Here is a 16,557-nt window from a genome sequence, read left to right on the forward strand (position 1 = left end):
CGAAGATCCGTGGCACGAAGTGGTCGGACTACCGGCCACAACGTGCCATGGAACGGCCACGGGCGGCGGCTGAAGCCGTCCAGTGGCAGGAACTGGTCGGACTACCGGCCAGAACCCGCCACCGAACACAGCGGTGCCCCGGAGCCACGGCTCCGGGGCACCACTGGACGAGGGGTCAGCCCTTGACGCCACCGGCCAGCATGCCGCGCACGAAGAAGCGCTGCAGTGACAGGAACACGATCAGCGGCACGATCATGGCCACGAACGCGCCCGCGGAGAGCACGTGCCAGGCCTGGCCACGGCTACCCACCATCTCGGCGATCATCACCGTGATCGGGCGGTAGTCCGAGCTGGCGAACGTGAGGCCGACCAGCAGGTCGTTCCAGACCCACAGGAACTGGAAGATGCCGAACGAAGCGATCGCGGGGACCAGCAGGGGCATGAGCACCTGGAAGAACACGCGCACGTGGCCGGCACCGTCGACGCGGGCCGCCTCGATCAGGGACGCCGGGATCTCCCGCATGAAGTTGTGCAGCAGGAAGATCGCCAGCGGCAGGCCGAAGATGGTGTGCGACAGCCACACCGTCCAGTAGGTGCCGACGAGCCCGAACTGCACGTACTGAGTGAGCAGCGGGATCAGCGTCACCTGGATCGGCACGATCTGCAGCGCGAACACGGCCACGAAGAGCCAGTCGCGCCCCTTGAAGTCGATCCACGCGAACGCGTAGGCCGCCAGCAGGGCCAGGATGATCGGGATGATCACCGAGGGCAGGGTGATGACGATCGTGTTGACGAACGGCTGCACCAGGTCGCCCGAGCCGGTCAGGACGGCCTCGTAGTTGGCCAGGCTGAACTCGGGGTTGGTGAAGACCGTCCACCACCCGGTGCGCCGGATGTCGGCGGCGGGGCGGAACGACGTGACCAGCAGGCCGGCCGTGGGGATCGTCCACACGATCGCGATCACGATCGCGATGATGGACGCCGCGGGCGAGCTCAGCCGGTTCTTGGCGTCGACCGCGCGCTGCTCGGCGCGGGTCAGCTTGCGCGTCGGACCGTGGGCGGCCGAACGGCTCTCGGTCGCGGCGGCCGGCACGGAGGCCGGTGCCGGCGGATTCGACTGGGTCATCGCTCCCCCTCCGAGATGCGCATCTGGCGCACGTTGTAGACGATCAGGGGCATGACCAGCACGAACAGCAGCACGGCCAGCGCCGCACCGATGCCCTGCGCCTGGCGGCCGAACGTCTGCGTGTAGAACTCGTTCGCCACGATCGAGGTGTCGAACTGGCCACCGGTCATCGTGCGGACGATGTCGAAGGCCTTCAGCGTCGCCATGGCGATCGTGGTCAGCACGACGATGATCGCCGAGCGCACGCTGGGCACCGTGATCTGCCAGAACAGACGCATGCCCGTGGCGCCGTCCACGTTGGCGGCCTCGATCGTCTCGTCGGGGATCGCCTTGATGGCGGCCGACAGCACCGTCATCGCGAAACCGGTCTGGATCCAGACCATGACGATGATGAGGTAGAAGGTGTTGATCGGGGCGTTCAGCAGGAACTGCTGGGGCTCCAGACCCATCCACACGAGGATCTGGTTGAGCAGACCCGTCTGCGGGACGCCCTTGGCCTTGTACTCGTAGACGAACTTCCAGATGATCGACGCGCCCACCATGGAGATGGCCATGGGCAGGAAGATCAGGGTCTTGGCGAACTTCTCGAACCGGGTGCGGTCGACGAGGACGGCGTAGACCAGGCCCAGCGCGGTCGACAGCAGCGGCACCAGCAGCACCCACAGGAAGGTGTTCCGCAACACGGTGAGGAACAGGTCCTGGGTGAAGATGGTGACGTAGTTCTCGAGCCCGACGAACTCGCTCAGGCTGTTGTTGTACAGCGAGTTGCGGATCGTCATGAACGCCGGAATGAGCAGGCCCATGACGATCAGCAGCAGCGCAGGGCCGAGGTACCCGCCGGCCGCGACCCAACGCGGCAGGCTCGGACGATCGACCAGCACCAGCACGGCGGCCATCACCAGCGCGAACAGCGCGATGGCGAACAGCATGACGAGGAACTTCTCGATCGTGGTGTCCGGTTGCATCAGCCAGTCCATGCGTACTCCTTTCCTTTCTCAGGGGAAGGGGCCCCGGCCAGCCGGGGCCCCTTCTGAAGGTGTCAGTCGCTCAGCAGATCACTGCTTGGGCCACGAGGCCTCGATGGCGGTGGCGGCGTCCTGGGTGCTCTTGCCGAGCGCGATCCAGTCCGTCATCTCCTTCCAGAAGGAACCGGCGCCGACGGCGCTGGGCATCAGGTCGGAACCATCGAAGCGGACGACGGCGTCGTCGGCGGTGATCAACTCGTAGCTCATCTTGTCGATCGGCTTGACCAGCTTGTTGGGGTCGAGCTCGCTGTTGGCGGAGAGCCAGCCCCCGTTGGGCGTGGCGTCAGCCTTGGCGTTGGACCACTCGGGGCTGGTCAGGTAGGCCTGCAGCGCGGCCACCTCGGGGGCGTCGCGGAACGCGAGCGCGAACTCGCCACCCACGAGCACCGGAGGCGTGGCGCTCTCGCCCGGGAGCGGGAAGGCCCACACGTCACCGTTCTCGCTCACGTCGGCGTCGGGGTCGGCGGTCTGCCAGTTGGCCTGGTAGAAGGACGCCTGGCGGTGCATGAAGCACATGCCGTCGAGGATCGGGAAGCCCGCGTCGGTGAACGGCGTGGTCGCGATCGTCGTCACGCCACCCAGGCCACCGTTGACGTACTGCTCGTTCTTCAGGATCGAACCGGCCTTGTCGATCGCCTCGATGACCACCGGGTCGTTGAACGGGATCTCGTGGTTGACCCACTGGTCGTACTGCTCGGGCGTGCCGACGCGCAGCATCATGTCCTCGACCCAGTCGGTGGCCGGCCAGCCGGTCGCGCCTCCGGACTCGATGCCGGCGCACCAGGCCTTGCTGGTGGTGTCGTCGGCCGGGATGTCGGCGGTGATCTTGTCGGTCAGTGCCATGAGCTCGTCCCACGTCTTGGGGATCTCGTAGCCCTTCTCGGCGAACGTCTTCGGGGAGTACCAGACGAACGACTTGGCGTTGGCGCCGATCGGGATGCCGTAGTACTTGCCGTCGACCATGCCGACGTTCTTCCAGAACTCCTTGTAGTACTTGTCGACGTTCGCGGTGGCGGCCTCGCCGACCGGGACGACCTTGTCGGCGTTCTCCTTGACCAGGGTCTGGAGGAGGCCGGGCTGCGGGATGTAGGCGAGGTCGGGCGCGTTGCCGGCCTTGACGCGGACGGGGAGCTGGGCCTCGAACTCGCGGCTGCCCTCGTACTCGACCTTGGCGCCGGTGCACTCCTCGAAGGGAATGAAGGCGTCGATGTGGGGCTTGGCCTCGGCGTCGCTGGCGATCGACGTGTAGACGGTGATCGTCTTGCCGCTCAGGTCACCGTAGGACTCGTAGGCGGCACAGTCGGTGGCGCCGCCACCCGTACCACCACCGGCGGTCGAACCGCCGGGTGCCGGGGTCGCGCCACCGGAACACGCGGAAACGGCGAGCACCGCACCGGCCGAGAGGGCCACGAACATTCCACGCTTGGTCTTGCTGGTCATCAAACCTCACTCCTGTGTGGGGGCGTGGCACGCTGACGTGCCACTGATGAGGCCACCGTAGACCCGTCCGGTGGGGGCCGTGAAGGTGTTGCCGGGCATCGTTACCAAGCCTTGACTCTGCCATGGCAAAAAGTCCGGCGGGGCGCATGAAACCCTCAGTCAGGCCACCTTTGGCCCGATTTGATGAGTGAAGGGGGCGCCGCGTGGGCCCGCCGTCAGCCGCGCGCGATGGAGCGGGCCACCATGAGGAAGGCGACTCCGCCGAGGACGGCAACGGCGAGGGCGGCCAGGCGCGTCGTGCGCGGGGTGCCGTCGACGGCGACGAACTGGGCCTTGGCGGCCTGGAACTCGCCGGCGGCGAAGGCCTTGGCGTCCTGCACCGTGCGGGCGGCGACGGCCTTGGGGTGGGCCTGGGTGATCAGGCCCTCGACGTTGCTCGCCAGCCGGGCGCGCGCGGCCGCGATCTCGGCCTGGATCTGCTCCTTGGAACGGGTGCCCTCTGCCACGTTCGGTCCTCTCCCCTGACGCCACGGACTGGTTCGGGGACCACCCTATGCCATTGGCTACGCTGGCGCCCATGGCCAAACTGAAGGTGGGCGACGCCGCCCCGAGCTTCTCCCTGCCCGACGCCGACGGCACCCTCGTCTCCCTGTCCGACTACGCCGGACGCCGCGTGATCGTCTACTTCTACCCCGCGGCGATGACCCCAGGGTGCACCACCCAGGCCGTCGACTTCACCGCCAACGCCGCCGACATCGACTCGGCCGGCTTCGACGTGGTCGGCATCTCCCCCGACACCCCGGCCAAGCTGGCCGCGTTCCGCGAGAAGGAGACGCTCGACGTCACCCTGCTGGCCGACGAGGACCGCGCGGTCATGAACGCCTACGGCGCCTACGGCACGAAGATGCTCTACGGCAAGGAGATCGAGGGCGTCATCCGCTCCACCTTCGTCGTCGACGTGGACGCCGAGGGCAACGGCACCATCTCCGTCGCGCAGTACAACGTGCGCGCCACCGGGCACGTCAACAAGCTGCGCCGCGACCTCGGCATCTGACCCCCTCCGTCCAAGGTCCTGTGGACGGGTCCGTGGAGAACAGCCGGTGAACTGTGGGCAACATGTGGATGTCCCTGTGGGTGACAAATTCCAACGAAGTAGTTCCTGACTAGGGGTTGTGCTCCTGTCGGGACTCGCGTAGGAATGTTCCTACGCAGCCCTTCGGGGCAGCTGGCGACACCAAGGGAAGCGATTCCTCTCGACGGGCTTCGGCCCATCGGACCAGCCGGGTGACAGGCCGGACGGGAATCAGGTACCGCGGGGTCGTCGATCGGAGTAGTCACCACGACCCGGTCAACCAGAGAGCCCCCTGGAACTCATACTTCCAGGGGGCTCTCGCCATGTCCGGGGCCGGGGGGCGGGCGTCAGAGCCCGGGGCGTCCGAGGATGACCCACACGACGGCGGCCACGACCAGCAGCGTGCCCACGACGGCCGCCCACACCCACGCACGGCGGTACCACGGCGTCGCGACGACGGCGGGCACCTCCTCGGCGACCGGCACGGGGACGGCGTCGGGGCGCACCATCGTGTGCTCCACGGGGTCGCCCAGCCGGGGCGCGGGGCCGGTCAGGTCGGCGGCCGGCAGGTAGCGCGCCGCACCGACCCGGGACGCCGCGGGTCGCCCCGGCCTGCTGCCGGGCACCGGGCCGAGCGGGCGCAGGCCCGCCAGGGAGTCCACGAGCCCGGCCAGCGCCTCCGCGGCGGCCGCGGCTCCCGGGCGGAGGGCGGGCTCGGGCGCGAGCATGCCCGCCAGGGCGTTCCACAGCCGCGGGGGCACGTCGAGCGTCGCCGGCCGACCCTCGCCGGCGGGCGCCCTGCCGGTCAGCAGCTCGTACAGCAGTGCCCCGGCTGCGCGCACGTCGTCGGCGGGGGTGGCCGCCGCGGGGCCGCCGAGGCCCGGCAGCACCGGGTCGGCGAGCCGGGCCGAACCGGGCGTGAGCCGGCGCCAGTAGGAGGGCAGCAGGACGTTCTGGGCGCGCACCGCGCCGTGTACCAGGCCCGCCCCGTGGAGCGCCGCCAACCCCGAGAGCACGCCCGCGACCAGCGCGACCGCCGTCTTCGGGGGCAGGGGCCCCTCGCTGCGGAGCACCTCCGCGAGGCTGCCGGCGTCCATGAAGTCGGTGACCACCGCCGTGCGGTGCCGCTCCTCGACCAGGTCCCGGATCGCGACGAGGTGCGGGTCGCGGAGCTCGCGCAGCGGCGAGCCGGCGCGCAGGGTGCGGCGCAGGGCAGATCGGTCGGTGACCTCGGCCGGGGCGAGCACGCGGGCGGCCACGGGCTCCCCGGAGCGGGTGTCGACGCCGCGCCAGACCGTACCGAGGGTGCCGCCGAGCATCCGCCCCTCGAGGCGGAAGGCCTTGCCGAGCCGGGGATCGGACAGCCGCGCGTCGTCGGGGGTGGCAGCCACGGCGTCCTCCTCTCGGCTGGTGGCGAGTCGGTCCACCACCCTAGTGCCTTGGCAGAATGGCGGTCCCGGCACCTAGCATGCTGGGCGGACCCACCCCAGGGCTCGCCGCCTACCCCGAGGAGAACCCGTGCGACTCGTGACCGACCTGGCCGGCGTGCGCCACGAGGTCGAGGTGCTGCGCACCTCGCCGTCGGCGACGCTGGCCGACCTGGTCCGCGAGGCCACGGGCGTCGACCTCCGCCCCGAGAAGGCGCTGTGGGTCGATCAGGCCCGGCACGTGGCCGGCGACACCCTCGAGAAGGTCGGCCTGCTCGAGGGCTCCACGATCGGCCAGCACCGCATCGCCGACGAGAACCCCGCGCGGGACTGGACGGCCGTGCTGTCGGGCGGGCTGCACGCGGGCACCGTGGCCCGGGTGCCCACGAGCCGGCCGCTGTTGGTCGGCCGCTCCCCCAACGCCGACATCATGCTCGACTCCCCCAGCGCGTCGTGGTCCCATTTCAGCCTCGAGCGGGAGGGCGAGGGCATCCGGGTGCGCGACACCGGCTCGACCAACGGCACCCTGGTCAACGGGGCGCCGGTCGAGGCCGACGGCGTCCTCGTGGAGGGTGACGCGCTGGTCGTGGCCGGCGGCAACGCGATCCACGTGACCCGCGACCTCGGCGAGCAGGTGGCCCCTCGGGCGGGCACCCTGCACAACGTCACCCAGGCCGGCACCGCACCGTTCAACCGCCCGCCGCGGCGGGGCCGCCTCCCCGCGCCGCCGCAGACGGAGCCGCCGACGAAGAAGGAGATCCCGGCCGCCACCCGGTTCAGCTTCATCACCGTGCTCGCGCCCCTGGTGCTCGCCGCGGCGATGGTGGCGATGATGGGCGACCTGCGCTACGGCGCGATCGCCGCGCTCAGCCCGATTCTGGGTGTCGGCACGTGGTTCGAGCAGAAGCAGCGCCGCAAGCGCGAGACCGCCGAGGAGGAGGAGCGCTTCGCCGGGGCGATCGAGGAGTTCCGGGCGGCGCTGGGCCGGGCCGGCGACGTCGAGCGCGCGCGCCGGCGCGACGAGGTGCCCGATCCGACGACCGTGCTGCGCCGGGCGGCGCTGCCCACGACCCGGCTCTGGGAGCGGCGTCCGACCGCCGACGGCTTCCTGGCCCTGCACGCCGGCACCGGCGACATCCCGTGGACGCCGCCGGTCGACGCCTCCTCCCTTCAGCGTGCCTCCGCCGACGTGAAGGCCGTGGTAGAGGACTTCACAGTCCCCGCCGCCCCCGTCGAGGTGGACCTGACCGACGCCGGCGTCGTCGGCATCGTGGGCGACCGCGAGGGCTGCCTCGCCGTCGCGCGCAGCCTCGTCGTCCAGGCCGCCACGCACTGCGGCCCGGCCGACCTCACCGTCGTCGCCTGCTGCGACCCCGGGCGAGAGGAGGCGTGGTCGTGGGCCACATGGCTCCCCCACACCCGGATGCTGTCGGACGCCGGCGGCGACCGCTGGGTCTCGGCCCAGCGCGAGCGCAGCGAGGGGCTCCTGCGCGGGCTGCGTGACAGCATCGACGGCCACCCGACACCCCAGGTGCTGCTCGTCCTCGACACCGACATCCTCACCGAGGGCCGCGAGGCCCCCGCCCGCACCCTGCTCGGCCACGGCCGCCCGCTGCCGACCGCGGGGCTGTCCGCGCCGAAGGCGCCCACGCAGGTGTCCGGCATCGTCGTGGCGTCCTCGGTCGAGCAGTTGCCCGCGGCCTGCACGACCGTCATCACCGTGGGGGCGGACGCCGCGGGCTCGGTCGCCCGGCCCTTGGACCGCGAGCTGGTCGAGGACGTCGTCCTGGCCGGCATCGACACCGCCACGGCGCAGCGCGGTGCACAGAACCTGGCCCGGTACGACGACCCCGAGCTGGTCGTGCCCGGCGCGGGCCTGCCGTCGCTGGTCACCCTTCCCCCGCTGCTGGGCCTGGAGGAGATGACCCCCGAGCGCATCGGCCGGCTGTGGTCGTCGGCCCGCGGGGTCTCCACCCCGATCGGTATCGGCGAGGGGGGCTCCTTCAGCCTCGACATCGTCCGCGACGGCCCCCACGGGCTCGTCGGTGGCACCACCGGCTCGGGCAAGTCCGAGTTCCTGCGCTCCCTGGTCGCCGGGCTGGCCGCCCGCAACTCCCCCGAGAAGCTGACGTTCATCCTCGTCGACTTCAAGGGCGGTGCCGCCTTCAAGACCTGTGAGCGCCTGCCCCACACCATCGGCACGATCAGCAACCTCGACGAGCAGCTGGCCGACCGGGCGATCCGGGCGCTCGAGGCCGAGATGCACCGCCGCCAGCAGCTGTTCGCGGCGGCGGGCGAGGGCGTCGACAACCTCGACGCCTATCTGGCCACCAACCCGGCCGAGCCGATGCCCCGCCTGCTGCTGGTGATCGACGAGTTCGCGATGCTCGCCAAGGACTACCCCGAGGTGCTGAAGTCGCTCGTGGCCGTGGGTGCGGTGGGCCGCACCCTGGGCGTCCACATGATCCTGGCCACGCAGCGCCCGGCCGGCGTGGTGAACGAGGACATCCTGGCCAACACGAACCTCCGCGTCGCCCTGCGCGTGCAGTCGCGGGAGGACTCGACCAACGTCATCGGCGTCCCGCACGCGTCGGCGATCAGCCGCGAGCAGCGCGGCCGCGCGTACGTGAAGCTGGGGCAGGACGACATCACCCCGGTCCAGACCGCGCTCGTCACGGGCCGTGCCCGGGCCGGGCAGGAGGCGTCGCTGGTGCTGCGCCCGGTCGTGTTCGGCCGCCCGCCGGCACCGCCGCCGCCCCCGCCGAGCACCACCGACGAGACCGACCTGGACCTGCTCATCGACGCGGTCGTGGCGGCCAACGAGGCCGCCGGCTTCGCCCCGCCGCGCCGCGTCTGGCCCGAGGCGCTGGCCGAGCGCGTCGACCTCGCGGGCTTCCCCGCCACCCGCGGCGAGGTGCCGGTTCCCGTGGCCGGCGGGCTGCGCGGGCAGCAGGTCTTCTTCGGCCTGTCCGACGAGCCCGACCGGCAGCGGCAGGTGAACGCGGGCTGGGACCTGGCCCGCGGCAACGTGCTGCTGGCCGGCATCCCCGGCAGCGGTACCTCGACCGCCCTGTCGACGATCGCCCTGACCATGGCCCGCACGTGGGCGCCCGCCGACCTCGACCTCTTCGTCCTCGACATGGGCTCGCGCGACCTCGCACCCCTGGAGAACCTCCCCCACACCGTGTCCTACGTTGGGCCCGGGCCGGGGGCCCGCGAACGGCAGGTGCGCCTGTTCAGCCACCTGCGCGCGGAGCTGGAGCGACGCCGGGCCACCCCGGGCCCGCACCGCCGGCTGGTGCTGCTGCTGGACGGGCTGGCGTCCCTGCGCGACGAGTACCAGGACTACGACGGCCAGATGGTGCTCGACTCCTTCTACCGCACCTACGCCGAGGGCCCCGAGCTCAACCTCTGGGTCGCGGCCACGACCACGCGCGTGAAGGCCATCCCCTCGGCGATGGACGAGGTCACCACCCAGAAGTGGCTGTTCCGCCTCGCCGACCCGTACGACTACAGCGCCGCCGGCCTGCGCCCCAAGGACGCCCCCGCGCAGGTTCCCGGCCGCACGGTGGGGGCCGAGTCGAAGCTGCAGACCCACGTCGCCACCCCCGGGTGCTCCCTCGAGGACGCCGTGGGCCTGGTCCGCCGGGCCTGGCCCGACGCGGCCCGGAAGACCTCCGTGGTGCGGGCGCTGCCCGACCGGGTCACCGTGGATGAGCTGGAACCCGGCGAGGCCGTGGGCGAGCCGTGGCGCCTCCCCGTGGGGCTGCGCGGCACCGACCTGGGCACGGCCTTCCTCGAGCTGTACGAGGGCGAGCACGCCCTGGTGGCCGGCCCGGCGCGCTCCGGCAAGTCGACCGCGCTGCTCGGCCTGGCCGCGTCGGTGCGGGCCCTCCGGACGCCCGACGGGAAGGCCCCGCTCGTCTACGGGCTGTGCCAGCGCCGCTCACCGCTGGCCCAGGCGGCCCTGGACAAGGTCGCCGTCGGCACCGACCAGGTGGCCGCGCTCGTCGCGTCGGTGCGCCTGGCCCGCGGCCCGGTCGTGCTGCTGGTCGACGACGCGGAACAGTTCGACGACACGGACGCCTCGCTGTCGGGCCTGCTCGGGGCCGGCCTGCCGAACCTGCACATCGTCGCGGCCGGCCGTTCCGACGACCTGCGCAGCCTGTACTCCCACTGGACCAAGACCCTCCGCAAGGCCCGCGCTGGCCTGCTGCTGCAGCCCAACGTCGACTACGACGGCGAACTGCTGGGCGTCACCCTGCCCCGTAAGTCGATGGTGCCCCTGACCCTCGGGCGGGGATACCTGTGCCAGTCGGGCGGCACGACGCTGGTGCAGTCGGCCGGTCCCGACGCCGGCTGACACCCCGACCTGGACAGATCGTGCCGGCGTCTCCCCTTGTGGGAGGCGCCGGCACTAGCATTCCGCCATGGTGCGCCTTCGACGTGTGAGCCCCCGGATGGCCGGCTGGACACGGCAACGCCGCGGGAAGGGCTTCAGCTACACCGACGAGGCGGGCCGCGCGCTGGCGGCCGAAGACGTCGAGCGCGTGAAGTCGCTGGCGATCCCGCCGGCGTGGACCGACGTGTGGATCTGTCCCGTCCCCAACGGTCACCTCCAGGCCACCGGCACCGACGACGCCGGACGGCGGCAGTATCTCTACCACCCCGACTGGCGGGTCCGCCGCGACAAGGGCAAGTTCGCCCGCGTCACCGAGGCCGCGGCGATGCTCCCCCAGGCCCGGCGGCGCATCGCGGCCGACCTCACCCTCGACGGCATGCCGCTCGAGCGGGCCTGCGCGACAGCGGTGCGCCTCCTCGACGTCGGCTACTTCCGCATCGGCAACGACGCCTACACCGACGCCAACGGCTCCTTCGGCCTGACCACCCTCGAGCGCCAGCACGTCCGCCGCCGCGGGCAGGCGCTGGTGTTCTCGTTCATCGGCAAGTCCGGCATCTCGCACTCCATCACGGTCGACGACGCCCCGGCCGTGGCCGCGCTCGAGGTGATGCGCAAGCGCACCTCCGACAGCGCGCGGCTGTTGGCGTACAAGGTGGGGCGCGGCTGGTCCGACCTCGGGGCGTCCGACGTGAACGCCTACCTGGGCGAGCTGTTCGGCGGCACGCTCACCGCCAAGGACTTCCGCACCTGGCACGCCACCGTCATCGCCGCCGAGGTGCTCGCGCTGAGCGAGGAGGAGGGCGACACCAAGGCGTCCCGGACGCGCGCGGTGAAGCAGGCCACCCTCGAGGTCGCCGGCTACCTGGGCAACACCCCGACGGTGGCGCGCTCGTCCTACATCGACCCGCGCGTGGTCGACGCCTACGAGTCGGGGACCACGATCGGGGCCGCGGCGGCCAAGCGCTACAGCAGCGCGCAGGCGCGGCAGACGGGTCTGGAGAAGGCGGTGCTGGACCTGCTCGGGTGAGTCAGCGGGTGCGCGTGCCGGGGAAGGGACTCGAACCCTCACACCTCTCGGTACTGGTACCTAAAACCAGCGTGTCTGCCCATTCCACCACCCCGGCGCACGGGCCAGTCTAGGAGCTACCGGCGGGAGTCCCAGTCCTGGCCCACGGCGTCCCACCGCTCGGCGACGTGCGCGAGCGCGTCGTCGGGGAGCGGGCCCTGCGCGACGGTCGCGACCGCGCGGGTGATGTTGTCGGGGTTGGTGGTGCCCATGATCGCCGTGGTGACCCCCGGCGCGAACGCCGTGAACCGCAGCGCGAACTCGGCCAGGTCGAGGTCGGTGGCGTAGGCGAGGTCCTGCAGGCGGTCCCAGTAGACGTCGCCGTACACGCCCGTGGGGCGCTCGGCGTGGCGCCAGATGCCGTTCGCGATCGGGCGCTTGGCGATGACGCCGAGCCCGGACGCCGCGGCCTCGCCCAGCACGTGGTGGAGGTTCCACTGGTCGGCGATGCTGACGGATGCCTCGACCGCGGCGAACCGCCCCGAGGAGACCGCGTGGGCGAGGGCCGCGTTGTCGCCGGAGTAGGCGACGACGCCGATCTTGCCCTCGTCCTTGAGCTCCTGCATGGTGTCGGCCAGCGACCCGTCAAGGAGGTCCTCCTTGTCGCACGAGTGCAGGTGCAGGACGTCGATGTGGTCGGTGCGCATCCGCTGCAGGGAGAGCTCGACGCTGGCGCGGACGATGGCCGGCGTCCAGTCGTCGTAGCCCTCGAGCTGGTGGCCGCACTTGCTGGAGAGCACGTACTCGTCGCGGCGCCCGGCGAGGTGGCGGCCGATGCGCTCCTCGCTGATGCCGTAGCAGTGGGCGGTGTCGATGAGCGTGAGGCCCTCGTCGAGGGCCCGGTTGAGCAGGCGGGCGGCGTTCGCCTCGGGCACGTCGGGCGAGCCGACCTGGGCGGTGCCCAGGCCCAGGACGGGGACGGACAGGCCGGTGGTGCCGAAGGGACGCGTCTGCATGGCGCCCATTCCACCACGGGTCGTGGCAACACCTGCGGCGGGCCCAGCTTTCTGTGATTTGATCCACAAGCTTTCACCGACGGGTGGAGGATGGGGGTGTCATCCGTTCGACCCAACCGAAGGAACCCCCGTGGACCGCAGGAACGCCCTCCTCGTCCTGGGTGCCCTGGGCGCCGCCCTCGCCGGCTGCGCCCCCGGCGCACCGGCGACGCCCTCCCCCACCCCGACGCCGAGCCCGACCCCCACGCCGACGCCCACGCCCACGCCCGAGCCGGGGCCGCGCTGGCCGCTGACGGGCCGTCCGCTCGACGACCCCGCCGCTGCGGCCCACGCCGCGATCGCGGTCAAGGTGCCCGACAACCGCAACGAGCACCCGCAGGCCGGCCTCAACGACGCCGACATCGTGTTCGTGCAGCTGGAGGGCTACGCCGACGCCAGCGGCGAGAGCGCGACCCGGCTGGTGCCGGTGTTCCACTCGGTGCTCCCCGAGCGCGTGGCGCCGGTGCGGTCGGTGCGCCCGGTGGACGTGCCGCTGCTGGCACCCATGCGCGCCGTCGTCGGCAGCACCGGCCACTCGGACTGGGTTGGCAACTACGCCCGCCAGTTCGCCGACCACCTCGACGTGTCGCTGACCAACCTGGCCGCCCGCAAGCGGGGCGCCTACTCGGTCGACCAGTCCCGGGTGCGCACGCTGAAGGGCACGACCTACTACGACCGCGCGATCGTCTGCCACCCGCGGGTGCTCGCCGAGCTGGCCCGCGAGCCGTTCTCCGCAGGGCCGGCGCAGCCGTACCTGCCCTATGCGGTGACCGACGCCGACGTGTCGACCCTCGGCGGCGCACCGGCGACGCGGGTCCGGGTGCCGTGGAAGAAGCGCGGCGAGTACGCGATGACCTACGACTGGGACGCCGGGCAGGGCGTCTACCTGCGCTCGGTGCCGTGGGGGCCGCACGTGCTCGCCGGCGGCCAGCAGGTCACCACCGACAACGTGCTGGTGATCAAGGCCGGCCAGCGCGTGGCGAAGCTCGCCGAGGGCTCGGGCGCGCCCGACCCGATCCACGACATCATCGACGCCTCGGGGGTGTTCCTGTACGCGCATGCGGGCAGCGTCGTTCGTGGCACGTGGGCCAAGGCGGCGGTCGAGTTGCCGTTCACGTTCACGCTGGACAGCGGCGCTCCCCTCGCGATGGCGCCCGGGCGCACGTTCGTCGAGCTGCCGGCCACGGACGCCGACGTGCAGGTCTCCTGACCGTCGGCCCAGGCCAGGGGTGCTCAGCCGAGGTGCTTGAGCGCCTCGCGCCGGGACAGCGTCGAGAGGCGGTCGCCGCGCGCGGCCACGAAGGCGCGCACCCAGTCGGGGTCGGTGCGCGCGTGCTGGCGCAGCGCCCAACCGACGGCCTTGCGGATGAAGAACTCGTCGCCGAACGGTGAGCCGACGAGGTTGGCGTCGAGGGCGTGCACGAGCAGGTCGAGGTCGGTGTCGCCCTTGGCGCGGAGCTGGCCGATGATCGCCACCCGGCGCAGCCACAGGTCGTCGGCGGTGGCCCACTCCCGCACCACCGGACGCGCCGCGGCGGGGTGGGTGCGCAGCACCTCGTCGACGAGGGAGGCGGTCCAGTCGACGAGGTCCCACCAGGCGCCCTCGCTGACGAGCCACGCGAACAGGGGCAGGGCGTCGACGTCGCGGTGGGCCCGGTACAGGCGGTGGCCGGCCAGCTCGAGCGCGGCGTAGCGCTCCTCGCGGTGGGACGCCTCGGCGTACAGCGTGCGCACCGCCCGCTCCCACGTGGCGCGGTCGGGCAGCGGATGGGCGGCAATGAGGGGACGCACGGTGCGCCGCAGGACCGGCATGGACACCCCGTGGAATGGGAGCGCCGACTTCATGTAGCGCTGCATCGGCGCGGCGTTGGCCGGGTCGGCGACGGCGGGCAGCGCTGAGCGGATCGTCGCCAGCAACACGTCGACGCTCACGACACGTCCTCGACCACGCGCAGGCCGAGTGCCTCGGCGAGGGCCGGCGCCCACCGGGCGACCTGGTCGGGCGTGACCAGCGCGCCCCGCAGGGACGCGAATCCGCCGACGCGGTCGAACTCGGCGCCGCGCAGGTCGAGGTGCTCGCTGCGCAGGTCGTGCGCCTCGAGGGTGCCCACCCGGGTGTCGGCCAAGCGCACCCGCGACACCGTCGCCCCGGTGAGGTCCAGTTCGCCGATCGTGCACCCGGTGACGAGCACGTCCTCGACGCGGGCCCCACGCAGCGAGAGGAAGTCGATCTTGCACCCGGTGAGAATCACCGAGCGCCACTCGCCCTCGTGGGCGTCCAGCAGGCCGACGCGCCCCGACAGCTGGGAGTCGCGCCAGTCGGCGCGCGCCGCGCGGAGCGCCGCGAAGCGGACCTCGGCCAGCGACACCTCGCGCAGCCGGGCGCCGATGAGGTCGACGTCGTCGGCGCTGACCCGGGCGACCTCCACCTCGGCCAGTTCGGCCCCGGCGAGGTTCACCGGCGGCAGGTCGGCGTCGGCCAGCCGTACCCCCTCGAGCAGGACCCCCGCGTCGAGCCCGTCGGGGTCGGCCGGCACGAGGCCCTCAAGGTGGACGGGCGCCACCCGCGGCGTGCTGGGCGTGCGGCGTGAGCGCATCAGTCGTCTCCTGACATGGTCGGGGCGGTGACCGCCTGGGCCCACCCGGGGCCCGACGGGTCGGCCGGGCTGCCGTCGGAGGGCAGCACGTCGGCCAGGCGCAGGGCGGGGTCCTCGAGCCGGAAGGTGCGCACCGGCCCCGGTCCGGACTCGGCGGTCTCGAAGCGGACGGTGACCCGCCCGAGCCCGGTCCCCCACACCCAGCCGGGGCCGTGCTCGTCGTGCACCACGTCGGCGCCCGGGCTGAAGGTGGGCGCCCACCGGGGTCGGGACGCCGGCGCGCGGCTGGACTCCTCGACGACCGGGCCGGATGGCTCCAGCTCGAACAGCTCCTCCTGGGCGGCCTCGGTGAACCCCGCGACGCCCACGCCGAGCAGCCGGACCCCGTCGGGCAGGTCCAGGCCGGCGAGCAGGCCGCGCGCGAGGCGTCCGATGACCTCGGGGCGGTCGGTGGCGCCGTGCAGGGTCTGGGAGCGGGACAGGATGGTGAAGTCGGGCAGCTTGGCCTTGAGCGTGACCGTGCGCGCGAACAGTCCGGAGCGGGTGAGCCGCTCGGCGACGATGCGGGCGTCCCGGTCGACGACGGCCTCGAGCTCGGCACGGTCGGTGACGTCGGTCTCGAAGGTGTCCTCGACGCTGATGCTCTTCGCCTCGCGCTCGGCGACCACGGGCCGGTCGTCGCGGGCGAACGCGAGCTCGTGCACCCACTCCCCCTGGGCCCGGCCCAGCTCGCGGACGAGCTCGTTGCGGCTGAGTTCGCGGATGTCGGCGACCGTGCGCACCGCCAGCCGGGTCAGCCGCTCCATCGTTGCCGGGCCGACCCCGGGGATCGCACGCGCGGGCAGGTCGGCGATGGTGTCGAGCTCGGTGCCGGGCGCGACGACGAAGACCCCGTCGGGCTTGCCCAGCTCGGTGGCCACCTTGGCGATGAACTTGCTGCTGCCGATGCCGACGGACGCCGTGAGCCCGCCCGTCGCCTCCCGCAGCCGGGCGCGGAGGTCCTCGGCGAGGGCGCGGACGGCGTCCGGGGAGAAGTGGGTCGTCGGGCCCGCGGCGAGGTCGACGAAGGCCTCGTCCAGGCTCAGGGGCTCGACCAGCGGCGACAGCTCGCGCAGCAACCCCATGACGATGGCCGAGCTCTCCCGGTAGGCGCGGAACCGCCCGCCGAGGAACGCCGCGTGCGGGCACAGGCGGCGCGCCTCGTGGGTCGGCATGGCCGAGTGCACGCCGAACTTCCGGGCCTCGTACGACGCCGTCGACACCACCCCGCGGGGTCCGATCCCGCCCACGATGACGGGCTTGCCGCGCAGCGAGGGCTTGTCGCGCTGCTCGACCGCGGCGAAGAACGCGTCGAGGTCGAGGTGCAGGATGGAGGCGGCCGATCTCATCGCCGCCCAGTCTGTCACC

At 72.4% G+C, this 16,557-nt stretch carries 13 protein-coding genes and 1 tRNA gene; 4 read left to right on the top strand and 10 right to left on the bottom strand.

Annotated features, from left to right (window positions below; genetic code table 11):
* Positions 1-175: 175 nt before the first annotated feature.
* From J4N02_RS11325 to J4N02_RS11340, 4 genes are all read right to left on the bottom strand, one after another.
* A complete protein-coding gene (locus J4N02_RS11325; protein ID WP_182817858.1) occupies positions 176-1,126 on the bottom strand; it encodes a carbohydrate ABC transporter permease in 951 nt (316 codons plus the stop codon).
* Positions 1,123-2,103 (bottom strand): carbohydrate ABC transporter permease, encoded by a 981-nt coding sequence (locus J4N02_RS11330; protein WP_131167302.1) that lies wholly within the window; start codon positions 2,101-2,103, stop codon positions 1,123-1,125. Before J4N02_RS11330 ends, J4N02_RS11325 begins: the two co-directional genes overlap by 4 nt.
* A 78-nt stretch (positions 2,104-2,181) precedes the next feature.
* Positions 2,182-3,591: an ABC transporter substrate-binding protein gene (locus J4N02_RS11335; RefSeq protein WP_188333041.1), complete on the bottom strand. Its 1,410-nt coding sequence runs from the start codon at positions 3,589-3,591 to the stop codon at positions 2,182-2,184.
* A 215-nt stretch (positions 3,592-3,806) separates the two neighbouring features.
* The gene (locus tag J4N02_RS11340) at positions 3,807-4,097 is read right to left on the bottom strand and encodes a DUF3618 domain-containing protein (RefSeq protein ID WP_188333042.1); all 291 of its coding nucleotides are present in this window, start codon (positions 4,095-4,097) and stop codon (positions 3,807-3,809) included.
* Between the two features lie 71 nt (positions 4,098-4,168).
* On the opposite strand from J4N02_RS11340, the gene bcp reads away from it, so the two are divergent.
* Positions 4,169-4,645 carry a thioredoxin-dependent thiol peroxidase gene (bcp, locus tag J4N02_RS11345; protein ID WP_188333043.1) on the top strand — a complete coding sequence of 159 codons (477 nt, stop codon included), beginning with the start codon at positions 4,169-4,171 and terminating at the stop codon, positions 4,643-4,645.
* A 365-nt stretch (positions 4,646-5,010) separates the two neighbouring features.
* Here bcp and J4N02_RS11350 read toward each other — a convergent pair whose 3' ends face one another.
* Positions 5,011-6,054, bottom strand: a complete 1,044-nt coding sequence (locus tag J4N02_RS11350) for a protein kinase domain-containing protein (protein ID WP_208090949.1) — start codon at positions 6,052-6,054, stop codon at positions 5,011-5,013.
* Between the two features lie 127 nt (positions 6,055-6,181).
* Here J4N02_RS11350 and J4N02_RS11355 point away from each other — a divergent pair, with 127 nt between their 5' ends.
* Together J4N02_RS11355 and J4N02_RS11360 are read left to right on the top strand one after the other, a co-directional pair.
* Positions 6,182-10,453, top strand: coding sequence for an FtsK/SpoIIIE domain-containing protein (locus J4N02_RS11355; RefSeq protein ID WP_188333045.1), 4,272 nt, complete (start codon positions 6,182-6,184; stop codon positions 10,451-10,453).
* Between the two features lie 67 nt (positions 10,454-10,520).
* Entirely contained in the window at positions 10,521-11,519 is a 999-nt protein-coding gene (locus J4N02_RS11360) for a DNA topoisomerase IB (protein ID WP_182817867.1), read from the top strand.
* A gap of 15 nt (positions 11,520-11,534) precedes the next feature.
* On the opposite strand, the gene J4N02_RS11365 is transcribed toward J4N02_RS11360, so the two are convergent.
* Positions 11,535-11,616, bottom strand: a tRNA-Leu gene (locus tag J4N02_RS11365).
* Positions 11,617-11,635: 19 nt separating this feature from the next.
* Positions 11,636-12,514 carry an aldo/keto reductase gene (locus J4N02_RS11370; protein WP_182817884.1) on the bottom strand — a complete coding sequence of 293 codons (879 nt, stop codon included), beginning with the start codon at positions 12,512-12,514 and terminating at the stop codon, positions 11,636-11,638.
* A 130-nt stretch (positions 12,515-12,644) separates the two neighbouring features.
* On the opposite strand from J4N02_RS11370, the gene J4N02_RS11375 reads away from it, so the two are divergent.
* Positions 12,645-13,763 carry a DUF3048 domain-containing protein gene (locus tag J4N02_RS11375; RefSeq protein WP_188333046.1) on the top strand — a complete coding sequence of 373 codons (1,119 nt, stop codon included), beginning with the start codon at positions 12,645-12,647 and terminating at the stop codon, positions 13,761-13,763.
* Positions 13,764-13,786: 23 nt separating this feature from the next.
* Here J4N02_RS11375 and J4N02_RS11380 read toward each other — a convergent pair whose 3' ends face one another.
* From J4N02_RS11380 to J4N02_RS11390, 3 genes are read right to left on the bottom strand one after another with little or no spacing between them, the layout of a single operon-like run.
* On the bottom strand, positions 13,787-14,485 hold the full coding sequence (locus J4N02_RS11380; protein ID WP_243760792.1) for a DNA alkylation repair protein: 699 nt from the start codon (positions 14,483-14,485) through the stop codon (positions 13,787-13,789).
* Positions 14,482-15,150, bottom strand: coding sequence for a pentapeptide repeat-containing protein (locus J4N02_RS11385; RefSeq protein ID WP_182817888.1), 669 nt, complete (start codon positions 15,148-15,150; stop codon positions 14,482-14,484). Before J4N02_RS11385 ends, J4N02_RS11380 begins: the two co-directional genes overlap by 4 nt.
* Positions 15,150-16,538, bottom strand: a complete 1,389-nt coding sequence (locus J4N02_RS11390; RefSeq protein WP_188333047.1) for a DNA polymerase IV — start codon at positions 16,536-16,538, stop codon at positions 15,150-15,152. The genes J4N02_RS11385 and J4N02_RS11390 overlap by 1 nt, the downstream gene beginning before the upstream one ends.
* Between the last annotated feature and the right edge of the window lie 19 nt (positions 16,539-16,557).

Source organism: Propioniciclava sp. MC1595 (assembly GCF_017569205.1).
In the GTDB taxonomy this organism is placed as follows: domain Bacteria; phylum Actinomycetota; class Actinomycetes; order Propionibacteriales; family Propionibacteriaceae; genus Propioniciclava.

Coding starts and splice junctions, on each gene's coding strand:
- J4N02_RS11325 (WP_182817858.1), bottom strand. CDS start 1,126: ATGACCCAGTCGAATCCGCCGGCACCGGCCTCCGTGCCGGCCGCCGCG.
- J4N02_RS11330 (WP_131167302.1), bottom strand. CDS start 2,103: ATGGACTGGCTGATGCAACCGGACACCACGATCGAGAAGTTCCTCGTC.
- J4N02_RS11335 (WP_188333041.1), bottom strand. CDS start 3,591: ATGACCAGCAAGACCAAGCGTGGAATGTTCGTGGCCCTCTCGGCCGGT.
- bcp (WP_188333043.1), top strand. CDS start 4,169: ATGGCCAAACTGAAGGTGGGCGACGCCGCCCCGAGCTTCTCCCTGCCC.
- J4N02_RS11360 (WP_182817867.1), top strand. CDS start 10,521: ATGGTGCGCCTTCGACGTGTGAGCCCCCGGATGGCCGGCTGGACACGG.
- J4N02_RS11370 (WP_182817884.1), bottom strand. CDS start 12,514: ATGCAGACGCGTCCCTTCGGCACCACCGGCCTGTCCGTCCCCGTCCTG.
- J4N02_RS11385 (WP_182817888.1), bottom strand. CDS start 15,150: ATGCGCTCACGCCGCACGCCCAGCACGCCGCGGGTGGCGCCCGTCCAC.
- J4N02_RS11390 (WP_188333047.1), bottom strand. CDS start 16,538: ATGAGATCGGCCGCCTCCATCCTGCACCTCGACCTCGACGCGTTCTTC.